The organism is Xanthomonas sp. MUS 060, from assembly GCF_000963215.1.
In the GTDB taxonomy this organism is placed as follows: Bacteria; Pseudomonadota; Gammaproteobacteria; order Xanthomonadales; family Xanthomonadaceae; genus Xanthomonas_A.
The window spans coordinates 1-16,444 of record NZ_JZIM01000030.1; the positions used below are offsets into that span (position 1 = coordinate 1).

The following is a 16,444-nucleotide window of genomic DNA, read 5'->3' on the forward strand; positions in this document are numbered from 1 at the left end:
GAGCGACGCCACAACCCAAGGATGCGGCGAAGGGCGGCCAAGCAGGATCAGAAAGTTGCAGCTCTTTTACAACCGTCCGTGATATCGGGGTAGAACTCTGTTCGGGGCCATCGCCCAGCGGAGGATCTTGCGCGAGTACAAGTCCAACACGGTGGCCAGATACAGCCAGCCGCGTTCGGTGCGGATGTAGGTGATATCGGCCACCCACGCTTGATCGGGGGCAATGGGGGTGAAGCGTCGATTGGATCACTTCAGTTCCCGGGCGAAGAAGGCCGATGCTTTTTCGGGGCCATCGCCCAGCGGAGGATCTTGCGCGAGTACAAGTCCAACACGGTGGCCAGATACAGCCAGCCGCGTTCGGTGCGGATGTAGGTGATATCGGCCACCCACGCTTGATCGGGGGCAATGGGGGTGAAGCGTCGATTGGATCACTTCAGTTCCCGGGCGAAGAAGGCCGATGCTTTTTTTAGGAGCCAGACGTCCTCGCTCAGGCGTTGACACTCCCGCTCCCGCTCGCCGATGCGTTGCTGATCGGGCGTCAGCGCCTTGCCAATGCCGGCTTGGCCGGCCTGCTCGGCATCGTACTGGGCCAGCCAGCGGCGCACGGCGCTATCGACCAAGTCCAGATCGCGGCACACCTGGCCAACGCTCAGATGTTGGTTGCCGATCATGTGCACGACCTGCAGAAGGCGGCATCGAAGGTTCTGCGGCGAAGCGATGTAATGCATGGCGTGCTACCTCCTCGTTGGGGATGATCATCTCCTATCGAGGTGTCCACGAAAATTAGACCAGGACACGTCTCGCAGGGCGTCGCGACGTGCCATGGCAGAATGAGGCGGAAAGGGGCAACAAGCATCGCCTATCCGAGCAATTGATGACGGGTTCTAGTGGTTTGGTTCGACCCTTGTTTGACACGATCAGCCGCTAGGAACCGCCGCCATCCGGGTTCGCCGCATAAGCCTACTTTGCGTGCTACCTCCTCGTTGGGGATGATCATCTCCTATCGAGGTGTCCACGAAAATTAGACCAGGACACGTCTCGCAGGGCGTCGCGACGTGCCATGGCAGAATGAGGCGGAAAGGGGCAACAAGCATCGCCTATCCGAGCAATTGATGACGGGTTCTAGTGGTTTGGTTCGACCCTTGTTTGACACGATCAGCCGCTAGGAACCGCCGCCATCCGGGTTCGCCGCATAAGCCTACTTTTCGATCAGTACGTCATCGATGAACATCGCGTCCAGCCCGCTGGTGAAGAAGATCGACAGCGCATCCTCCACCGAATGGGCGATTGGTTTGCCCATGACGTTGAAGCTGGTGTTAAGCACCAGGGGAATACCCGTCAGGCGGTAGAATTCTTTGATCAGCGCGTGATAGCGCGGGTTCCAATGTTGCTTCACCGTCTGCAGACGTCCGGTGCCGTCGTGGTGCACGACGCCCGGCACCTTGCGCGTGGCTTCCGCACGGAACTTCAGGGTGCGCTCCATGTAGGGCGATTCCTGGTACAGCTCGAAATACTCCGAGCCGTGCTCATGCAAAATCGACGGTGCGAACGGGCGGAACTCCTCGCGGAACTTCACCCGCGCATTGATGATGTCCTTGATCGCAGGCGAACGCGGATCTGCAAGGATCGAGCGATTGCCTAGGGCCCGTGGCCCGAATTCCGCGCGGCCTTGCACCCAGGCGACGATCTTACCCTCGGTCAGCAGCCGGGCCGCGCGTTGTGCTGCGTCGTCGAGGCAACGAGTGAATTTGGACAGCGCGCCGAAGTGCTCCACGTTATGCAAGGTCTCCGCACTCATGCTGCTGCCCAGGTAGGGCGATTGTTCGCGCGCAGCCGGCTGTGTCTGCTCAGGATGGTCCTCGGCGTGTGCCCATAATGCGGCGCCCACCGCGTTACCGTCATCGCCAGGGGCGGCGAATACGTGCAGATGACGGAACGGAGTTTCAGCCAGCACGCGGCCGTTGGCCGAGGAATTGAGTGCACAGCCGCCGCCCAGCACCAAGTGGTCGGACAAGCCCAAAGCATGCAGGTTGTGCAGGAATTCGAAGAGGACGTCGCAGAACACCTGCTGGCCGGCATAGGCCAGGTTGGCCAATTCGATCGCTGGCTGGCCCTTGCGTCGGCGCATTGCATACAGCGTGCACTGCAACTGGCTGAATTGTACTGCGGGCGCAAACCTCAGCGTTAGGCCGTCGACGCGTAGCATCTGGCGCAACAACTCGTACAGTTGCCGATCATGGTGCCCGTAGGCGGCCAGGCCCATCACCTTCCATTCTTCGCCGGACAGGGTGCCGAAGCCGCAAACCTCGCAGATCATACCGTAGAAGAAGCCTAGGCTGGCCCAACTGCTGGTCTCGCTTTGGTGGATCGGCGTAAGCTTGCCCTGTTGGTAGTGGTAGCAGGCCAAAGCATTTTTTTCACCCATGCCGTCCAGTACTGCGCACACCGCCTCCTCGAACGGGCTGGTGTAGCAGCCGGCCACCGCGTGGGTTAGGTGGTGCTCGTAATGACGGTAGCTGGGTGGCTTGAAGGCAGGCTCGGCCATGTGGCTCAAGTCATATTCGAGCAGGTGTCCGGGGTGCTCCACCATCGCCAGCTGCGAACGGTAGAAGAAGCTCTGTGCCACGAATTGCTTGTTGACGTGCCCAGGCAGGTCGCCGAAGGCGCTGCGGTATTGGTCTACCGCTTGCGCGGTCTTGCCCAGGCCTTCCCGCATCAGTTCAGGTGTTTGCCCGCTCCAACTAGTCGCGACGACCAGTTCGGTGCCGGGATCGCCGTATTCGTGGACCAGCTTGATGGCGCGCTGAAACACGTCCGGGGCAACGCCGATTGAACGCTTGTACTGCAGGTAGCGCTCGGTGGCCTCGGCAAAGCGCACCTGACCATCGTCGCCGACGATCGCGATGGCTGAATCGTGGAAGGAATTGGCGAGTCCGATGTAAGTGCGCTTCATGTCCGATTCCAGTGAAGGGGACGATGCTTTCGGACGCCTACGGCGATGATTGCGGCGCAAATGGTGTCAGTTTGAACTGCAATCCCAGCGTAGAGAGCGCCACGAAAGCATTGGCCGCGATGTAGTACACCACCGTAGCCCCGAAGGCCTGCTTGAAAGCCAGAGCTACACCTGCCGGCCCCTGCAGATGCTGGTGCAGGCCGCTAAAGAAAATTTCCGAGACCAGGGCGATGCCCAGCATACCGCCGACCTGCTGGATGACCTGCAGCGCGCCGGAACCTGCGCCGGCATCCTTCAGAGGTACCGTACGCATCACTGTCTGGAATAGCGAGGCGATGGTGATGCCACAGCCCAGCCCGCCGATCAGCAATGGCAGGGTAAGCATCCAGGGATCCAGCGGGCCTTCACTGCGCGTGATGATGACCCACAAGGCCAGATAGCTAGCGATCATCAGACAGGCGCCGCTGACGATTTTCGCGCGTAGGCTTTCGACGTGCCGAGCGAGCATAGAGGCAATCGCCACGCCGACAGGGAAAGGAGTAGTGGCGACGCCGGTTTCCAGTGCCGAATACGCCAGTCCTTGCTGCAGAAAGATCACGAACACCAGGAAAAAACCCTGCAGCGCCGAATAGAACACCGACACGGACAAGGCGCCCAAGATGTAGTCGCGATGGCTCATCAGGTAGATCGGCAGCAGGGCCGGGCGCGCCAAATGGGCTTGCCGACGTTGCCAGGCGACGAAGGCCACCAGCAGCGGAATACCGAGCGCAATGGCTGCAAAGCACCATAGCGGCCAGCCGTATGCGCGTCCTTCTATTAGTGGGAACACCAGGCACAACAAGGCGAGCGCGGCCAGGGCGATGCCGACCCAGTCGTTACGGATGCCCGCATGCGCCGGCACCTTGGGCACCCAGATCGCGGCCGCCAGCAAGGTCACCAGGCCGATCGGCACGTTGATCAGGAAGATCGCGCGCCAGCCGACGCCGAACGCATCGATGTGGATCAGCAAGCCGCTGGCGAGTGGGCCGGCGAATGAGGCCAGGCCCGCGACCAGGCCGAACAACGAGAAGGCGGCCGCGCGCTCCTTCGGAGCGAACATGGTTTGCGCGATGGCCATCACCTGTGGTGCCAGCATGGCTGCGGCCAAGCCCTGCAAAGCGCGCGCGATGATGAGCACGTGGATATTGCCGGCGATGGCACAGAACGCGGACATCAAGATAAAACCGGCCACGCCGGTGCCGAACATGCGCTTGCGGCCGAGCATGTCACCCAACCGCCCCAACGGCAGCAACCCCAACGCAAACAGCAGAATGTATATCGCTACGATCCATTCCAGCTGTTGCGCGTCCGCGCCCAGGTTCTTCTGGATACTGGGTAGGGCGACATTGACGATGCCTACGTCCAGCAAGTTCATGAAATTGGCGCTCAGCAACACGATCATCGCTGGCCAGCGCCATCGGTAGTCGAACTGTGCTCCGGGTGGTGCCATGCCGGGCGGCATACCCAGCGCTTCCTTGGGTTTTTGCATGTTGTGTGCTCCTTATCCGCTTATGGCCGCTTCAGCCGGTCGCATGGTGACGGTGAGAAAATGCAGGATGTCGCGCTCCAACTCGCGCTGGAAGGCGCTGCGGTCGAAGCCAGGCGGATCGATGGCCGCCTCGCCTACACGAGCTTTCATCGCCTCGGGGAATACGCTGATGAAGGCGTAGTGGCCGGCATTGGGCACCACGCGCGCTTCCAGTCGACCATCATTGCCTAGCGCCGTGCGTGCCGCCACAATCGTTTCGTGCGCCCATTGATCCTTTTCACCGACGATGAGCAGCACCGGTACCTCGACTTTCGCCAGGGCATCCTCGTGCATGTACAGGCTGAAATCCGGTGCAAGCGCCACCACGGCGCGCACGCGCGGATCAGCTGTGACCGGCACGGCCCTGATCGGTACCCGATTTTGTCGCACCAGCGCGGTCCAGGCGGGTTGTTCGGCGTGTTCCGGGCGATGCGCAAAATCGACCATGAAACCGGTATGCGGTTCGCCCCCGGCGATCGCTAAGGCGGTGTAGCCGCCGACGGAGTGGCCGATCACCGCTACGTTATTGGCCTGAATGGAAGGACCGAACTGCGCATGGCCGGTGAGCGTATCGATCACCGCGCGGATGTGCCGGGGGCGGTCTTCCAGATTCTGATAGCTGTATTCCAGCTGATGCTGGAACAGGTTGTCGCCCGGATGCTCCGGCAAAGCGACGATAAAGCCGTGCCGGGCTAGGTAATGCGCCAGCGTGCGAAACACTAAGCCGGCGCTGCGCGTGCCGTGCGAGATCACCGCTAGCGGAAACGGGCCGGCTGCGATCGGCGCACCCAGGGCCACGTCCAGCGTATAAGGCCCCATCGCAATATCCCGCGAGGGCGTGGCGGTGGGATACATCACCCACATCGGCACCACCCTGCTGGCATCACCATCGGTTTCCAGTTTTTGGCAACCCACATAGCTATTCATGCGTACTCCAACGAAAGAATAAAAAACGCGTGCCGCTTACGTGGGCATCAGCTTATCCAGACTTGCACCGGTGGGCGCCAGCCAAGCAGCGGTACGACCTTCGCCCAGCTCCCTGCCCATCAAGCCTCGCACGCCGGCCAGATCCTGGGACGTTGGCAACAACGCGGCCAGCCGTTGGCCGTCGGCATCGTGCACGGGGTTGCCATCCAGGTCGAAGGCAAGTCCCTTGCATGGGCCGAAATCGCGGTGGAAACGCTCGTGCGGCAGCTGTAGCTCAAAAGCCAGGCCAAGGCGCCTGAGCTGTTGATTCCAGCGGCCGATGATAGCGCCGACTTCGGATATGTATTGTCGGCGCATTACCGCATTGATTGCCAACTCGGCAGGTGCGGTGGACGAGACCAGTCTGTCTTCGCAGCGCACGTCGACGGCGACCTCCGTGCCTTCGAGCTTGTCGAAGTTGCGTGGGCTGCGGATGCCGGCCTGGTACAGGACGCGTGAACGCTCCGAAACGTCGTGGCCGAACAGGTCAAAGATCTTCGGTAGCCAATAGTTAAGGTATTTCTGAAAGACTGGCAAGGGGATCGCACCGGCGTCGAAGATCGCGTGCGTATCCTCACGCAAGGTAATCTCGGCGCTTCGATACAGCACGCGCTCCAGGCCATCCATGCCGAACTTAATATGCAGAGGTTCCTCGAACATCATGAAGCGGGCGGTGCGTGCCAACGGCAGGAAAGCTGACTGGGTCACCGCTTGAATCTGGTACTTGCCTACCCGGTCGGCGAAGAAGCACCACATGAAATGCGATAGCCAGTCTTCGGTGTGGTAGTTGAAGGCATCGAGCAGGCGCGGGTTCTGCGCATCGCCACTCATGCGTTGCAGCAGGCCCTCGGCGGCGTCGGCTCCGTCGCTGCCAAAGTATTCGATCAGCAGATGCGACATCGCCCAGGTGTGCCGGCCTTCCTCTAGAAAAAACTGGAATAAGTGCTCCAGGTCGATCGCGCTGGGCACCATTTGCGTCAGCTCGTGGCTCTGCTCAACCGCGGCGTTTTCTACGTCACCTTGCACGGTGACATGATCCAGCAGCAGGTCACGATATTCTTCCGGCACGCACGACCATGCCACCTGCCCCTTGCGCTCGCCGAACACTACGGTGTTGCGGTCTGGCGGCATCATGAATACGCCCCAGCGGTAGTCGCTGGGGCGCATTCGGTGATAGCGCGTCCACTCGCTGCCCTTGACGCCACCGGTAGGCATGCGCAGGTTCATCTCGCGATCGTGGAATTCGCTGGGGCCGCGGAGGCGCCACCATTGCAGGAAGCGAACTTGGTAGGAAGTCAGTTGCCTGACCAGCGCGTTGTGTGGATCAAGGTCGATATTGTTAGGAATGTACATGAGGGTCAGGGGCCGCGCTGTGCATCGAGGTAGGGGCGACTTCGCCGACCGTGAGCCCGATGAAGTCGATGATCCGCTGAGCCACGGCACCCGGATCATTGAACAGTTGCAGGTGACCGCCATGATCTAGCAGGTCCAGACGCAAAGACGGGTCGTGCCTAGCCAACTGCACCGAGGCGGAGTAGTGGCTGAAGCTGTCGTCCTTGCAGTGCACGATCAGGGTAGGGTGCCTGCCCAGGGCGGCGGGCAGCAAGGCTTGCACGGATTGCTTGTTCTCTTCGTAGGCACGCATGTAGCGCGAGAACACCAATGTGCTCGCTGGATCGGCTAGGTGCAGCATGGTGAGCTTTTCGGCCAAGTCGTCGCCGCTTAAAGGTTGGCCGCGGTACTTGTCCAGGATGGCGGCGAGCTTTTTGGCCTGTTCCAGACCGTGCCGCTCGATCTGAAGGTAGATCGGCAAGGCGCAACGTTCGAATTCGGATTTTACGATGGGTGGCAGCAGGCCCGCCGGCGCCACCCAAGCCATGCTGCGTGGTGCGAAGCCATGCAGCGCAATGGCATGCACGGCCAATTGCGCAGCCTGACACCAACCGACAAAATGGCAATCGGCGTAGTCGTGTTGGTGCAGGATGCCCAGCAGGGTCGCGGCTTGGCGATCCAGATCGAAGTCTTCCGCGGTTAACGATGTCTGGGTATTCGGGCAGCCGATGGATTCCCAGCACAACACATGGAAATGCCTGGCCAGTCGTTGCGCCAACCGGCTCAGCAGCAGGTAGGACATGCCATAGGGCGGTAGCAGCACCAGCTTGGGCGATGCCTGAGCACCTAGCCAATACAGCTCAAGCTGCCGTCCATCGGTAGTGCGGTATTGCGACAGCCTTACCCCTGCGAGCGCGTCGTCCAGGGCGGACAGATCCTGCTTTTCCAGATAGTGCGGCAAGCAAGCACAGCCCATGAGTTTCCTACCCTCGCTTGACCACATGACAAGACTGCGCCGTCACCGGTGGCTGGACAGCTTGCGCCCGGGCGGAACACCTCACGAGTAACTCGATTCGAACCCACTTCCGTCTGGAGAGCTCGCGTCCCCTAAACCCTTGTCATCGAGTTCGCGCAGCGATAAGGGGCGCATGTCGGTCCAGATTTCGTCGATATACGCCATGCACTCGTCCTTACCGCCAGCATAGCCTTCCTTGCGCCAGCCAGGCGGGACCTCAAGATCGGACGGCCACAGTGAATACTGCAGTTCGTCGTTGATCAGCACCAGATAAGCCTGTTCCTCGAACGTCATGCTAAAGATACCCCCGTAAGGCTGCTGCGAAGTACGGAAGTTGCCACATCGCACAAGACGATGCCGATGGACAAAGCGAAACGACTATACATGACGTCTCTTCGACGATGTCAAGAAAAATAGCGCGTGAAGAACGCATGGAAGTGATGTGTTTCGCACTGCTGTACGCCCCATCGCCATCGCGGCAAAGCTTACACGAAAAATTCACCAGGGCATGAGTTCAATAGGTGGTTCAAAGCAAAATCCTTGCGCTTGCAGAGCCATGTGCGTGCGTAAAGTGCCAAGGCAGTGGCGAGCAGTACCTTTTGGGTTTCGGTTGAGGTGCGGATAGCAATTTCCGCTTAATATCCGCACGCGGCGGTTTTTGTCTTGCCGGGCGTCAACTGTCTCATCGAGCAGTCTGGGAGGCTCTTTTGCGCTGCCTTATCATAAACAATTACGATTCGTTCACTTGGAATCTCGCCGACTACGTAGCGCAGATCTTCGGCGAAGATCCCCTGGTGGTGCGCAACGACGAGTACTCCTGGCATGAGCTGAAGGACCGCGGGGGATTTTCCTCGATCATCGTTTCGCCCGGTCCCGGCTCGGTGGTTAATGAAGCGGATTTTCACATCTCGCTGCAGGCGCTGGAGCAGAACGAATTTCCGGTGTTGGGCGTATGTCTTGGCTTTCAGGGGCTTGCGTATGTCTATGGTGGCCGCATCCTGCATGCGCCGGTGCCCTTCCATGGCCGTCGCTCCACCGTCATCAACACCGGCGACGATCTGTTCGAAGGCATCCCGCAGCGTTTCGAGGCAGTGCGCTATCACTCGTTGATGGTCTGCCAGCAAACGCTGCCGCCTGTGCTGAAAGTGACGGCGCGTACCGATTGCGGTGTGGTGATGGGCTTGCAGCATGTGCAACACCCGAAATGGGGAGTACAGTTCCACCCCGAATCGATCCTCACCGAACACGGCAAGCGCATTATTGCTAACTTTGCCAAGCTGGCTGCGCGCCACAGTGCACCGGTAGCTGCCGGGTCGGAGCAGGCCGGCAAGGCTGTAAGCGTTTGCGCGCCCGAGATGGCGACACCGCGGGTACGTCGCATGCTGAGCCGGAAGATCAAGTGCCATTGGCAGGCGGAAGATGTCTTTCTGGCCTTGTTCGCTGCCGAAAAGCATTGCTTCTGGCTGGACAGCCAGCCGGTCTGCAGTCCAATGGCGCGCTATTCGTTCATGGGAGCGGTGAACGAGAGCGAGGTAGTGCGGCATTGCGTGCGGCCAGGGAGCATGGTGCAGGAGGCAGGCGAGCGGTTTCTTGCTGAGATGGATCGGGCGTTGCAATCGGTGCTCACTGAGGACGTCGCCGAGCGGCCACCGTTCGTGTTTCGCGGCGGCTACGTGGGCTACATGAGCTACGAAATGAAATCGGTGTTCGGCGCGCCGGCTTCACATGCCAATGCCATCCCCGATGCGTTGTGGATGCGCGTGGAGCGCTTCGTTGCCTTCGACCACGCCACCGGGGAGGTATGGTTGCTGGCGCTCGCCGATACGGAGGATCTGTCGGCATTGGCTTGGCTAGACGCCATCGAGCAACGTATCCATGCCATTGGTCAAGCGGCTCCGGCTTGCATTTCGCTAGGTCTGCGCAGCATGGAAATCGAGCTCAATCATGGTCGTCGCGGCTACCTTGAGGCAATCGAGCGTTGCAAACAACGCATCGTCGATGGCGAGTCCTATGAAATCTGTCTTACCGACCTGTTCTCGTTCCAGGCCGAGCTGGACCCCTTGATGCTCTATCGCTACATGCGGCGAGGGAACCCAGCGCCGTTCGGGGCCTATTTGCGTAACGGTAGCGATTGTATCCTTAGTACTTCACCAGAGCGTTTTCTGGAAGTGGACGGCCACGGCACGATTCAGACCAAGCCAATCAAGGGCACCTGCCGCCGCGCCGAGGATCCCCAACTGGACCGTAACTTGGCCATGCGCCTGGCCGCCTCGGAAAAGGACCGAGCGGAAAACCTGATGATCGTCGACTTGATGCGCAACGACCTAAGCCGCGTGGCGGTGCCCGGCAGCGTCACCGTGCCCAAGCTGATGGACATCGAAAGCTACAAGACCGTGCATCAGATGGTCAGCACGGTGGAAGCGAGGCTCCGTGCCGATTGCAGTCTAGTCGACCTGCTTAAGGCGGTGTTCCCCGGCGGCTCGATCACCGGCGCACCGAAGTTGCGCAGTATGGAGATTATTGATGGCCTGGAGAATGCGCCGCGTGGCGTGTATTGCGGCAGCATCGGCTACCTGGGCTACAACCGCGTCGCCGACCTAAACATTGCGATCCGCAGTCTTTCTTATGACGGGCAGGAAATACGTTTCGGCGCCGGTGGCGCCATCACCTTCCTGTCCGACCCGCAGGATGAGTTCGACGAAGTGCTGCTGAAGGCGGAGGCGCTCCTCAAGCCGATCTGGCATTATCTACATGCGCCGAACACTCCCCTGCACTACGAGTTGCGAGAGGACAAGCTGCTGCTAGCCGAGCACTGCGTGAGCGAAATGCCGGCCAGGCAGGCCTTGATCGAACCATGAGCTGCGGCGAGAGAGGTCCATGCACACCATTGTGAAAGGCCTTCCCGCTTCGTCCATAGCGATTTTCGATCGCAGCCTGCAGTACGGCGATGGATTGTTCGAAACCCTCTTGTGCCTGGCCGGAAGGCCCTGCCATTTGGAGGCACACTGGCGACGCCTGGGCGCAGGCGTCGCACGGCTAGGCATCGCGTTGCCGGCCATCCGTCAGCAGGTCTGCGAGGCCATCGCGGCTGACGCCGCGTGCCGTGGCGAAACTGATCGTGACGCGTGGCAGCACCGAGCGCGGCTATCGTTGTGCTCTGGCGGTGGCGCCCAACTGGGTGCTCAGCCTGAATGAGGCTCTCACGCTTACGCGCGCGCAATGTGAGACCGGCTTTGCGGTCAAGATGTGCCAGACGCGATTGTCGCAGGATCCGCAGTTGGCAGGGATCAAGCATCTGAACCGTCTGCCGCAGGTCTTGGCTCGCCGCGAATGGGAGCTGGAGTATCAGGACGGGCTGCTGATGGATACGGCCGGCCGGTTGGTCGAGGGCTGCACCAGCAATCTGTTCCTCGTCTAGAACGGCTATCTGGTGACGCCCGACCTGGGCGTGGCCGGTGTCAGCGATATCATGCGAGGCAGGGTGATCGAATATGGCCGGCAGCACGGTCTCGCCTGCGCGTTAAAGCACCTCTATCCGGACCAGCTAGTGCGTGCTCAGGAGGTGTTTCTTATCTAACGCCGTGTTCGGCATTCCGCCGGTGCTCAGCATTGACGCTCACAGCTACCGCATCGGTCCTGTTACCCTGCGTCTGCTCGATGCCCTGTGTCAGGGCGTATATTTCACCGAACGGTCACTACATCAGGTTTCCACCCATGCCGGCCAAGACACTTGAAAGCAAGGATTACTGTGGAGAAAGTTTCGCCAGCGAAGATCGCTCGGGGCAATCGCTGGAGTCGATCCGATTCGAGGATTGTACGTTCCGACAATGCAACTTCACCGAGGCTGAGCTCAATCGCTGCAAGTTCCGCGAATGCGAGTTCGTCGACTGCAACCTGAGTCTCATCAGCATTCCACAAACCAGCTTCATGGACGTGCGCTTCGTCGACTGCAAGATGCTCGGTGTCAACTGGACCAGCGCACAATGGCCATCGGTGAAGATGGAGGGGGCGCTGTCGTTCGAGCGCTGCATCCTCAACGACAGCTTGTTCTACGGCCTATACCTGGCCGGGGTAAAAATGGTGGAGTGCCGTATCCACGATGCCAACTTCACCGAAGCCGACTGCGAGGACGCGGACTTCACGCAGAGCGACCTGAAGGACAGCACCTTCCACAACACCAAACTGACCGGCGCCAGCTTCATCGATGCGGTGAACTACCACATTGACATCTTCCACAACGACATTAAGCGGGCTAGGTTCAGCCTGCCGGAAGCAGCCTCGCTGCTCAACAGCCTGGATATCGAGCTGTCCGAGTGAGCGTGGCCATTCGCTACCGTGTGGCGGATGCAACCTGGCGGATGCATCCGCCGTCGCCGTTGAACACGCAGCAGAAAGACTGGCTGACACGCGGTGGTTCGTTGACCGCGCACCTGCGCTTGTTGGGGCAGGTACAGGTGCAAGTGCAACGGGAGCACAAAGCCATGGCCTGGCTGGATGAATATCGGGTGCTCGGACTGTCGCGCTGCCTGCTTGTATGGGTGCGTGAAGTGCTCCTGGTGGTGGACGCCAAACCCTATGTCTATGCGCGTAGCCTGACGCCGCTGACCGCCAGTTACACCGCCTGGCAGGCAGTGCGTAGCATCGGCAGTCGCCCGTTGGCTGATCTGTTGTTCCGTGATCGCAGCGTGCTACGTTCGGCGTTGGCGAGTCGGCGCATCACCGCGCAGCATCCGCTGCACCGGCGCGCATGCAACTTCGTGGCACAGTCGCATGCGACGCAAGCACTGCTGGCGCGCCGCTCGGTATTTACGCGGCAAGGCGCCCCGTTGCTGATCACCGAATGCATGCTGCCAGCGTTGTGGGCAAAGCTGGAACCGGTGGCAGCTCCGCGCTAGGCGAGTCTGAGTGCGGACGGCCCTTGCCGGCATTCAGCGCAGATCGTCTCGCCTGAGTCGATGCTGGAATAGCCTTGGCATCGAAGCTCTCCGATCACGCATCGAGGTCCGTCACCAGCATGCGCGCCAGCTCACGCAGCGGGTCGCCTTGTAAGATGCTGTAGTGATTGCCCGCCGCGCTCCTGATCTGCGAAAGTGGTACGTAACGTGTGATATCCGGCAGTACCTCGCTACCCCCGCGTGGCTTGGACATGTCGGCATAGGACACGTGTACCGCAGTCTGTGCCTGGTACAGATGAGCGTTAGGCTGCAGGCACTGCGGCTCGAAACCGGCCAGCAGCCCCAGGTGATAGCGCGTAACGCGCAATTGCTCGGCCAGCGGTGGCCACATGCGGCTTTCCAGAGTAAACCTCAGGTGTGCGAGCAGTTTGTCCAGTGATGCCTGGTGGCGGCTGTAGTCGAACACGTGCTCGTCGTCACCGTCGGCGAACAGCAGCTGCCGGGCTTCGTCTATTTCAGCCTGCTCGAAGCCGCGCTTGGCCAACGCGGCCAACGTATTGAGCGCCGCCACGAAGGTAAGCTGCCGGGGCTCGCGCGCATGTACCGGTATCAGGCTGCTATCGAGCAGGCCCACGTAATCGACGCGCAGGCCGCGCCGCTGCAATTGCTCAGCCACAGCCAGGGCTAGCACGCCGCCGGAGGACCAGCCCAGCAAGCGGTAGGGCGCACCGGTCGGGCCAGCCAGCAACGCATCGCAGTAGTGCGCGGCCAGGTCGGACAAATGCGCGAAGCGGCGCACCGGTTCGCATTGCAGGCCATAGACCCTGGCACAGTGCCCTAGGGCGGCAGCCAGATCGATGTAGCAATGAATCTGGCCGCCGATCGGGTGGATGGCATACATCGCCGCGCGTTCGGTGCGTAGGCTAAGCGGTACGATAAGACTTACCGGCATGCTGCCGGCGTGGCTTTGGCGCATGCCGCGCTCGACGACAGCGGCAAAATCTTCCAGCACAGGCGATTCGAACAGCGTGTTGACCCGCACTTCGATGTCGAAACTCTGGCGGATACGCGAGAACAACTGGGTGGCACAACACCAAACTGACCGGCGCCAGCTTCATCGATGCGGTGAACTACCACATTGACATCTTCCACAACGACATTAAGCGGGCTAGGTTCAGCCTGCCGGAAGCAGCCTCGCTGCTCAACAGCCTGGATATCGAGCTGTCCGAGTGAGCGTGGCCATTCGCTACCGTGTGGCGGATGCAACCTGGCGGATGCATCCGCCGTCGCCGTTGAACACGCAGCAGAAAGACTGGCTGACACGCGGTGGTTCGTTGACCGCGCACCTGCGCTTGTTGGGGCAGGTACAGGTGCAAGTGCAACGGGAGCACAAAGCCATGGCCTGGCTGGATGAATATCGGGTGCTCGGACTGTCGCGCTGCCTGCTTGTATGGGTGCGTGAAGTGCTCCTGGTGGTGGACGCCAAACCCTATGTCTATGCGCGTAGCCTGACGCCGCTGACCGCCAGTTACACCGCCTGGCAGGCAGTGCGTAGCATCGGCAGTCGCCCGTTGGCTGATCTGTTGTTCCGTGATCGCAGCGTGCTACGTTCGGCGTTGGCGAGTCGGCGCATCACCGCGCAGCATCCGCTGCACCGGCGCGCATGCAACTTCGTGGCACAGTCGCATGCGACGCAAGCACTGCTGGCGCGCCGCTCGGTATTTACGCGGCAAGGCGCCCCGTTGCTGATCACCGAATGCATGCTGCCAGCGTTGTGGGCAAAGCTGGAACCGGTGGCAGCTCCGCGCTAGGCGAGTCTGAGTGCGGACGGCCCTTGCCGGCATTCAGCGCAGATCGTCTCGCCTGAGTCGATGCTGGAATAGCCTTGGCATCGAAGCTCTCCGATCACGCATCGAGGTCCGTCACCAGCATGCGCGCCAGCTCACGCAGCGGGTCGCCTTGTAAGATGCTGTAGTGATTGCCCGCCGCGCTCCTGATCTGCGAAAGTGGTACGTAACGTGTGATATCCGGCAGTACCTCGCTACCCCCGCGTGGCTTGGACATGTCGGCATAGGACACGTGTACCGCAGTCTGTGCCTGGTACAGATGAGCGTTAGGCTGCAGGCACTGCGGCTCGAAACCGGCCAGCAGCCCCAGGTGATAGCGCGTAACGCGCAATTGCTCGGCCAGCGGTGGCCACATGCGGCTTTCCAGAGTAAACCTCAGGTGTGCGAGCAGTTTGTCCAGTGATGCCTGGTGGCGGCTGTAGTCGAACACGTGCTCGTCGTCACCGTCGGCGAACAGCAGCTGCCGGGCTTCGTCTATTTCAGCCTGCTCGAAGCCGCGCTTGGCCAACGCGGCCAACGTATTGAGCGCCGCCACGAAGGTAAGCTGCCGGGGCTCGCGCGCATGTACCGGTATCAGGCTGCTATCGAGCAGGCCCACGTAATCGACGCGCAGGCCGCGCCGCTGCAATTGCTCAGCCACAGCCAGGGCTAGCACGCCGCCGGAGGACCAGCCCAGCAAGCGGTAGGGCGCACCGGTCGGGCCAGCCAGCAACGCATCGCAGTAGTGCGCGGCCAGGTCGGACAAATGCGCGAAGCGGCGCACCGGTTCGCATTGCAGGCCATAGACCCTGGCACAGTGCCCTAGGGCGGCAGCCAGATCGATGTAGCAATGAATCTGGCCGCCGATCGGGTGGATGGCATACATCGCCGCGCGTTCGGTGCGTAGGCTAAGCGGTACGATAAGACTTACCGGCATGCTGCCGGCGTGGCTTTGGCGCATGCCGCGCTCGACGACAGCGGCAAAATCTTCCAGCACAGGCGATTCGAACAGCGTGTTGACCCGCACTTCGATGTCGAAACTCTGGCGGATACGCGAGAACAACTGGGTGGCAAGCAGCGAGTGACCGCCGAGGTTGAAGAAGTTGTCGTTGAGGCCCACGCGTAAGGGTTCGGCCTGTGCGGGTGTCGGTCAGCAGTTCGCTCCACAGCTTGGCCAGAGTAATTTCGACCTCGCTGCGCGGAGCGAGGTAGTCGCTGTCGCCGCTGGCGGCTTGCGGCTCGCTGTCGCCGCTGGCGGCTTGCGGCTCGGGCGGGCAGGCTCAAGGTATCGAGCTTGCCATTGGGCAAGCGCGGAAGCGCCGGCAGCGACTGGAAGCGCGTTGGCAGCATGTAGGTAGGCAAGCGTTCCTGCAGTAGCTTGCGCAGCTCGTCGAGGTTCAGCACACCCTGGCGTGGCACCACGTAGGCCAACAGTTCCGGCGTGGGCGAGCCTTGCGGCCAACCGATCACGGCGGCCTCGGCGACCTGCAGGTGGGCCGCCAGGGCTTTCTCCACCTGGCGCACGTCCACGCGGTAGCCGCGGACCTTGACCTCGTAGTCGCGCCGGCCGAGCAGTTCAGGTGGGCCGCCAGGGCTTTCTCCACCTGGCGCACGTCCACGCGGTAGCCGCGGACCTTGACCTCGTAGTCGCGCCGGCCGAGCAGTTCCAGCGTGCCGTTGTCCAGTAGGCGGGCCATGTCGCCGCCCGGTCCTGTACAGACGCGAGCCGGGGGGGCCGTAGGGATTGGCGATGAAGCGCGCGGCGGTCAGGCCGCCCTGGCGCCAATAGCCGTGCGCGTCCTGTACAGACGCGAGCCGGGGGGGCCGTAGGGATTGGCGATGAAGCGCGCGGCGGTCAGGCCGCCCTGGCGCCAATAGCCGTGCGCAATG

Annotated in this window: 13 protein-coding genes and 2 pseudogenes; 5 read left to right on the forward strand and 10 right to left on the reverse strand. The window is 61.2% G+C overall.

The genetic code is table 11. The annotated features are described in order from the left end of the window. Positions 1-108: 108 nt before the first annotated feature. From XANALMUS060_RS20105 to XANALMUS060_RS15595, 8 genes and pseudogenes are all read right to left on the reverse strand, one after another. Positions 109-240 (reverse strand): annotated as a pseudogene (locus XANALMUS060_RS20105) (DDE-type integrase/transposase/recombinase); the annotation flags it as partial. A gap of 50 nt (positions 241-290) precedes the next feature. Further along, a pseudogene (locus XANALMUS060_RS20110) lies at positions 291-422 on the reverse strand (DDE-type integrase/transposase/recombinase); the annotation flags it as partial. A gap of 6 nt (positions 423-428) precedes the next feature. Next, positions 429-728 carry a transposase gene (locus tag XANALMUS060_RS15565; protein WP_082065185.1) on the reverse strand — a complete coding sequence of 100 codons (300 nt, stop codon included), beginning with the start codon at positions 726-728 and terminating at the stop codon, positions 429-431. A 470-nt stretch (positions 729-1,198) separates the two neighbouring features. Then, complete coding sequence (locus XANALMUS060_RS15570) at positions 1,199-2,953, reverse strand: carbamoyltransferase C-terminal domain-containing protein (protein WP_045739209.1); 1,755 nt, start codon at positions 2,951-2,953, stop codon at positions 1,199-1,201. A gap of 37 nt (positions 2,954-2,990) precedes the next feature. Beyond that, entirely contained in the window at positions 2,991-4,481 is a 1,491-nt protein-coding gene (locus XANALMUS060_RS15575; protein ID WP_082065186.1) for an MFS transporter, read from the reverse strand. Positions 4,482-4,493: 12 nt separating this feature from the next. Beyond that, the gene (locus tag XANALMUS060_RS15580) at positions 4,494-5,447 is read right to left on the reverse strand and encodes an alpha/beta fold hydrolase (RefSeq protein ID WP_045739211.1); all 954 of its coding nucleotides are present in this window, start codon (positions 5,445-5,447) and stop codon (positions 4,494-4,496) included. A 1,378-nt stretch (positions 5,448-6,825) separates the two neighbouring features. Next, positions 6,826-7,794, reverse strand: a complete 969-nt coding sequence (locus XANALMUS060_RS15590) for an alpha/beta hydrolase (RefSeq protein ID WP_045739213.1) — start codon at positions 7,792-7,794, stop codon at positions 6,826-6,828. Between the two features lie 81 nt (positions 7,795-7,875). Then, positions 7,876-8,127: an MbtH family NRPS accessory protein gene (locus XANALMUS060_RS15595; RefSeq protein WP_045739214.1), complete on the reverse strand. Its 252-nt coding sequence runs from the start codon at positions 8,125-8,127 to the stop codon at positions 7,876-7,878. A gap of 413 nt (positions 8,128-8,540) precedes the next feature. On the opposite strand from XANALMUS060_RS15595, the gene pabB reads away from it, so the two are divergent. From pabB to XANALMUS060_RS15615, 4 genes are all read left to right on the forward strand, one after another. Next, on the forward strand, positions 8,541-10,691 hold the full coding sequence (gene pabB / locus XANALMUS060_RS15600) for an aminodeoxychorismate synthase component I (protein WP_052688199.1): 2,151 nt from the start codon (positions 8,541-8,543) through the stop codon (positions 10,689-10,691). 245 nt (positions 10,692-10,936) lie between these two features. Then, positions 10,937-11,251, forward strand: coding sequence for an aminotransferase class IV (locus tag XANALMUS060_RS17680; RefSeq protein ID WP_052688200.1), 315 nt, complete (start codon positions 10,937-10,939; stop codon positions 11,249-11,251). Between the two features lie 296 nt (positions 11,252-11,547). After that, the gene (locus XANALMUS060_RS15610) at positions 11,548-12,150 is read left to right on the forward strand and encodes a pentapeptide repeat-containing protein (protein ID WP_045739215.1); all 603 of its coding nucleotides are present in this window, start codon (positions 11,548-11,550) and stop codon (positions 12,148-12,150) included. Further along, positions 12,147-12,728 carry a chorismate lyase gene (locus XANALMUS060_RS15615; protein ID WP_052688201.1) on the forward strand — a complete coding sequence of 194 codons (582 nt, stop codon included), beginning with the start codon at positions 12,147-12,149 and terminating at the stop codon, positions 12,726-12,728. Before XANALMUS060_RS15610 ends, XANALMUS060_RS15615 begins: the two co-directional genes overlap by 4 nt. A 94-nt stretch (positions 12,729-12,822) precedes the next feature. Here XANALMUS060_RS15615 and XANALMUS060_RS15620 read toward each other — a convergent pair whose 3' ends face one another. Then, a complete protein-coding gene (locus XANALMUS060_RS15620) occupies positions 12,823-13,806 on the reverse strand; it encodes a thioesterase domain-containing protein (RefSeq protein ID WP_045739216.1) in 984 nt (327 codons plus the stop codon). A gap of 151 nt (positions 13,807-13,957) precedes the next feature. Between XANALMUS060_RS15620 and XANALMUS060_RS15625 the strand changes: the two genes are divergently transcribed. Continuing rightward, a complete protein-coding gene (locus XANALMUS060_RS15625; protein WP_052688201.1) occupies positions 13,958-14,539 on the forward strand; it encodes a chorismate lyase in 582 nt (193 codons plus the stop codon). 94 nt (positions 14,540-14,633) lie between these two features. Here the strand turns inward: XANALMUS060_RS15625 and XANALMUS060_RS15630 are convergent, their stop codons facing one another. Further along, positions 14,634-15,674, reverse strand: a complete 1,041-nt coding sequence (locus XANALMUS060_RS15630; protein WP_045739217.1) for a thioesterase domain-containing protein — start codon at positions 15,672-15,674, stop codon at positions 14,634-14,636. Positions 15,675-16,444: the final 770 nt, after the last annotated feature.

What these genes read in the sequence shown, in the direction of transcription:
- XANALMUS060_RS15565 (WP_082065185.1), bottom strand. Translation starts at nt 728, where the DNA reads ATGCATTACATCGCTTCGCCGCAGAACCTTCGATGCCGCCTTCTGCAG.
- XANALMUS060_RS15595 (WP_045739214.1), bottom strand. Translation starts at nt 8,127, where the DNA reads ATGACGTTCGAGGAACAGGCTTATCTGGTGCTGATCAACGACGAACTG.
- XANALMUS060_RS15590 (WP_045739213.1), bottom strand. Translation starts at nt 7,794, where the DNA reads ATGGGCTGTGCTTGCTTGCCGCACTATCTGGAAAAGCAGGATCTGTCC.
- XANALMUS060_RS15575 (WP_082065186.1), bottom strand. Translation starts at nt 4,481, where the DNA reads ATGCAAAAACCCAAGGAAGCGCTGGGTATGCCGCCCGGCATGGCACCA.
- XANALMUS060_RS15580 (WP_045739211.1), bottom strand. Translation starts at nt 5,447, where the DNA reads ATGAATAGCTATGTGGGTTGCCAAAAACTGGAAACCGATGGTGATGCC.
- XANALMUS060_RS15610 (WP_045739215.1), top strand. Translation starts at nt 11,548, where the DNA reads ATGCCGGCCAAGACACTTGAAAGCAAGGATTACTGTGGAGAAAGTTTC.
- XANALMUS060_RS15570 (WP_045739209.1), bottom strand. Translation starts at nt 2,953, where the DNA reads ATGAAGCGCACTTACATCGGACTCGCCAATTCCTTCCACGATTCAGCC.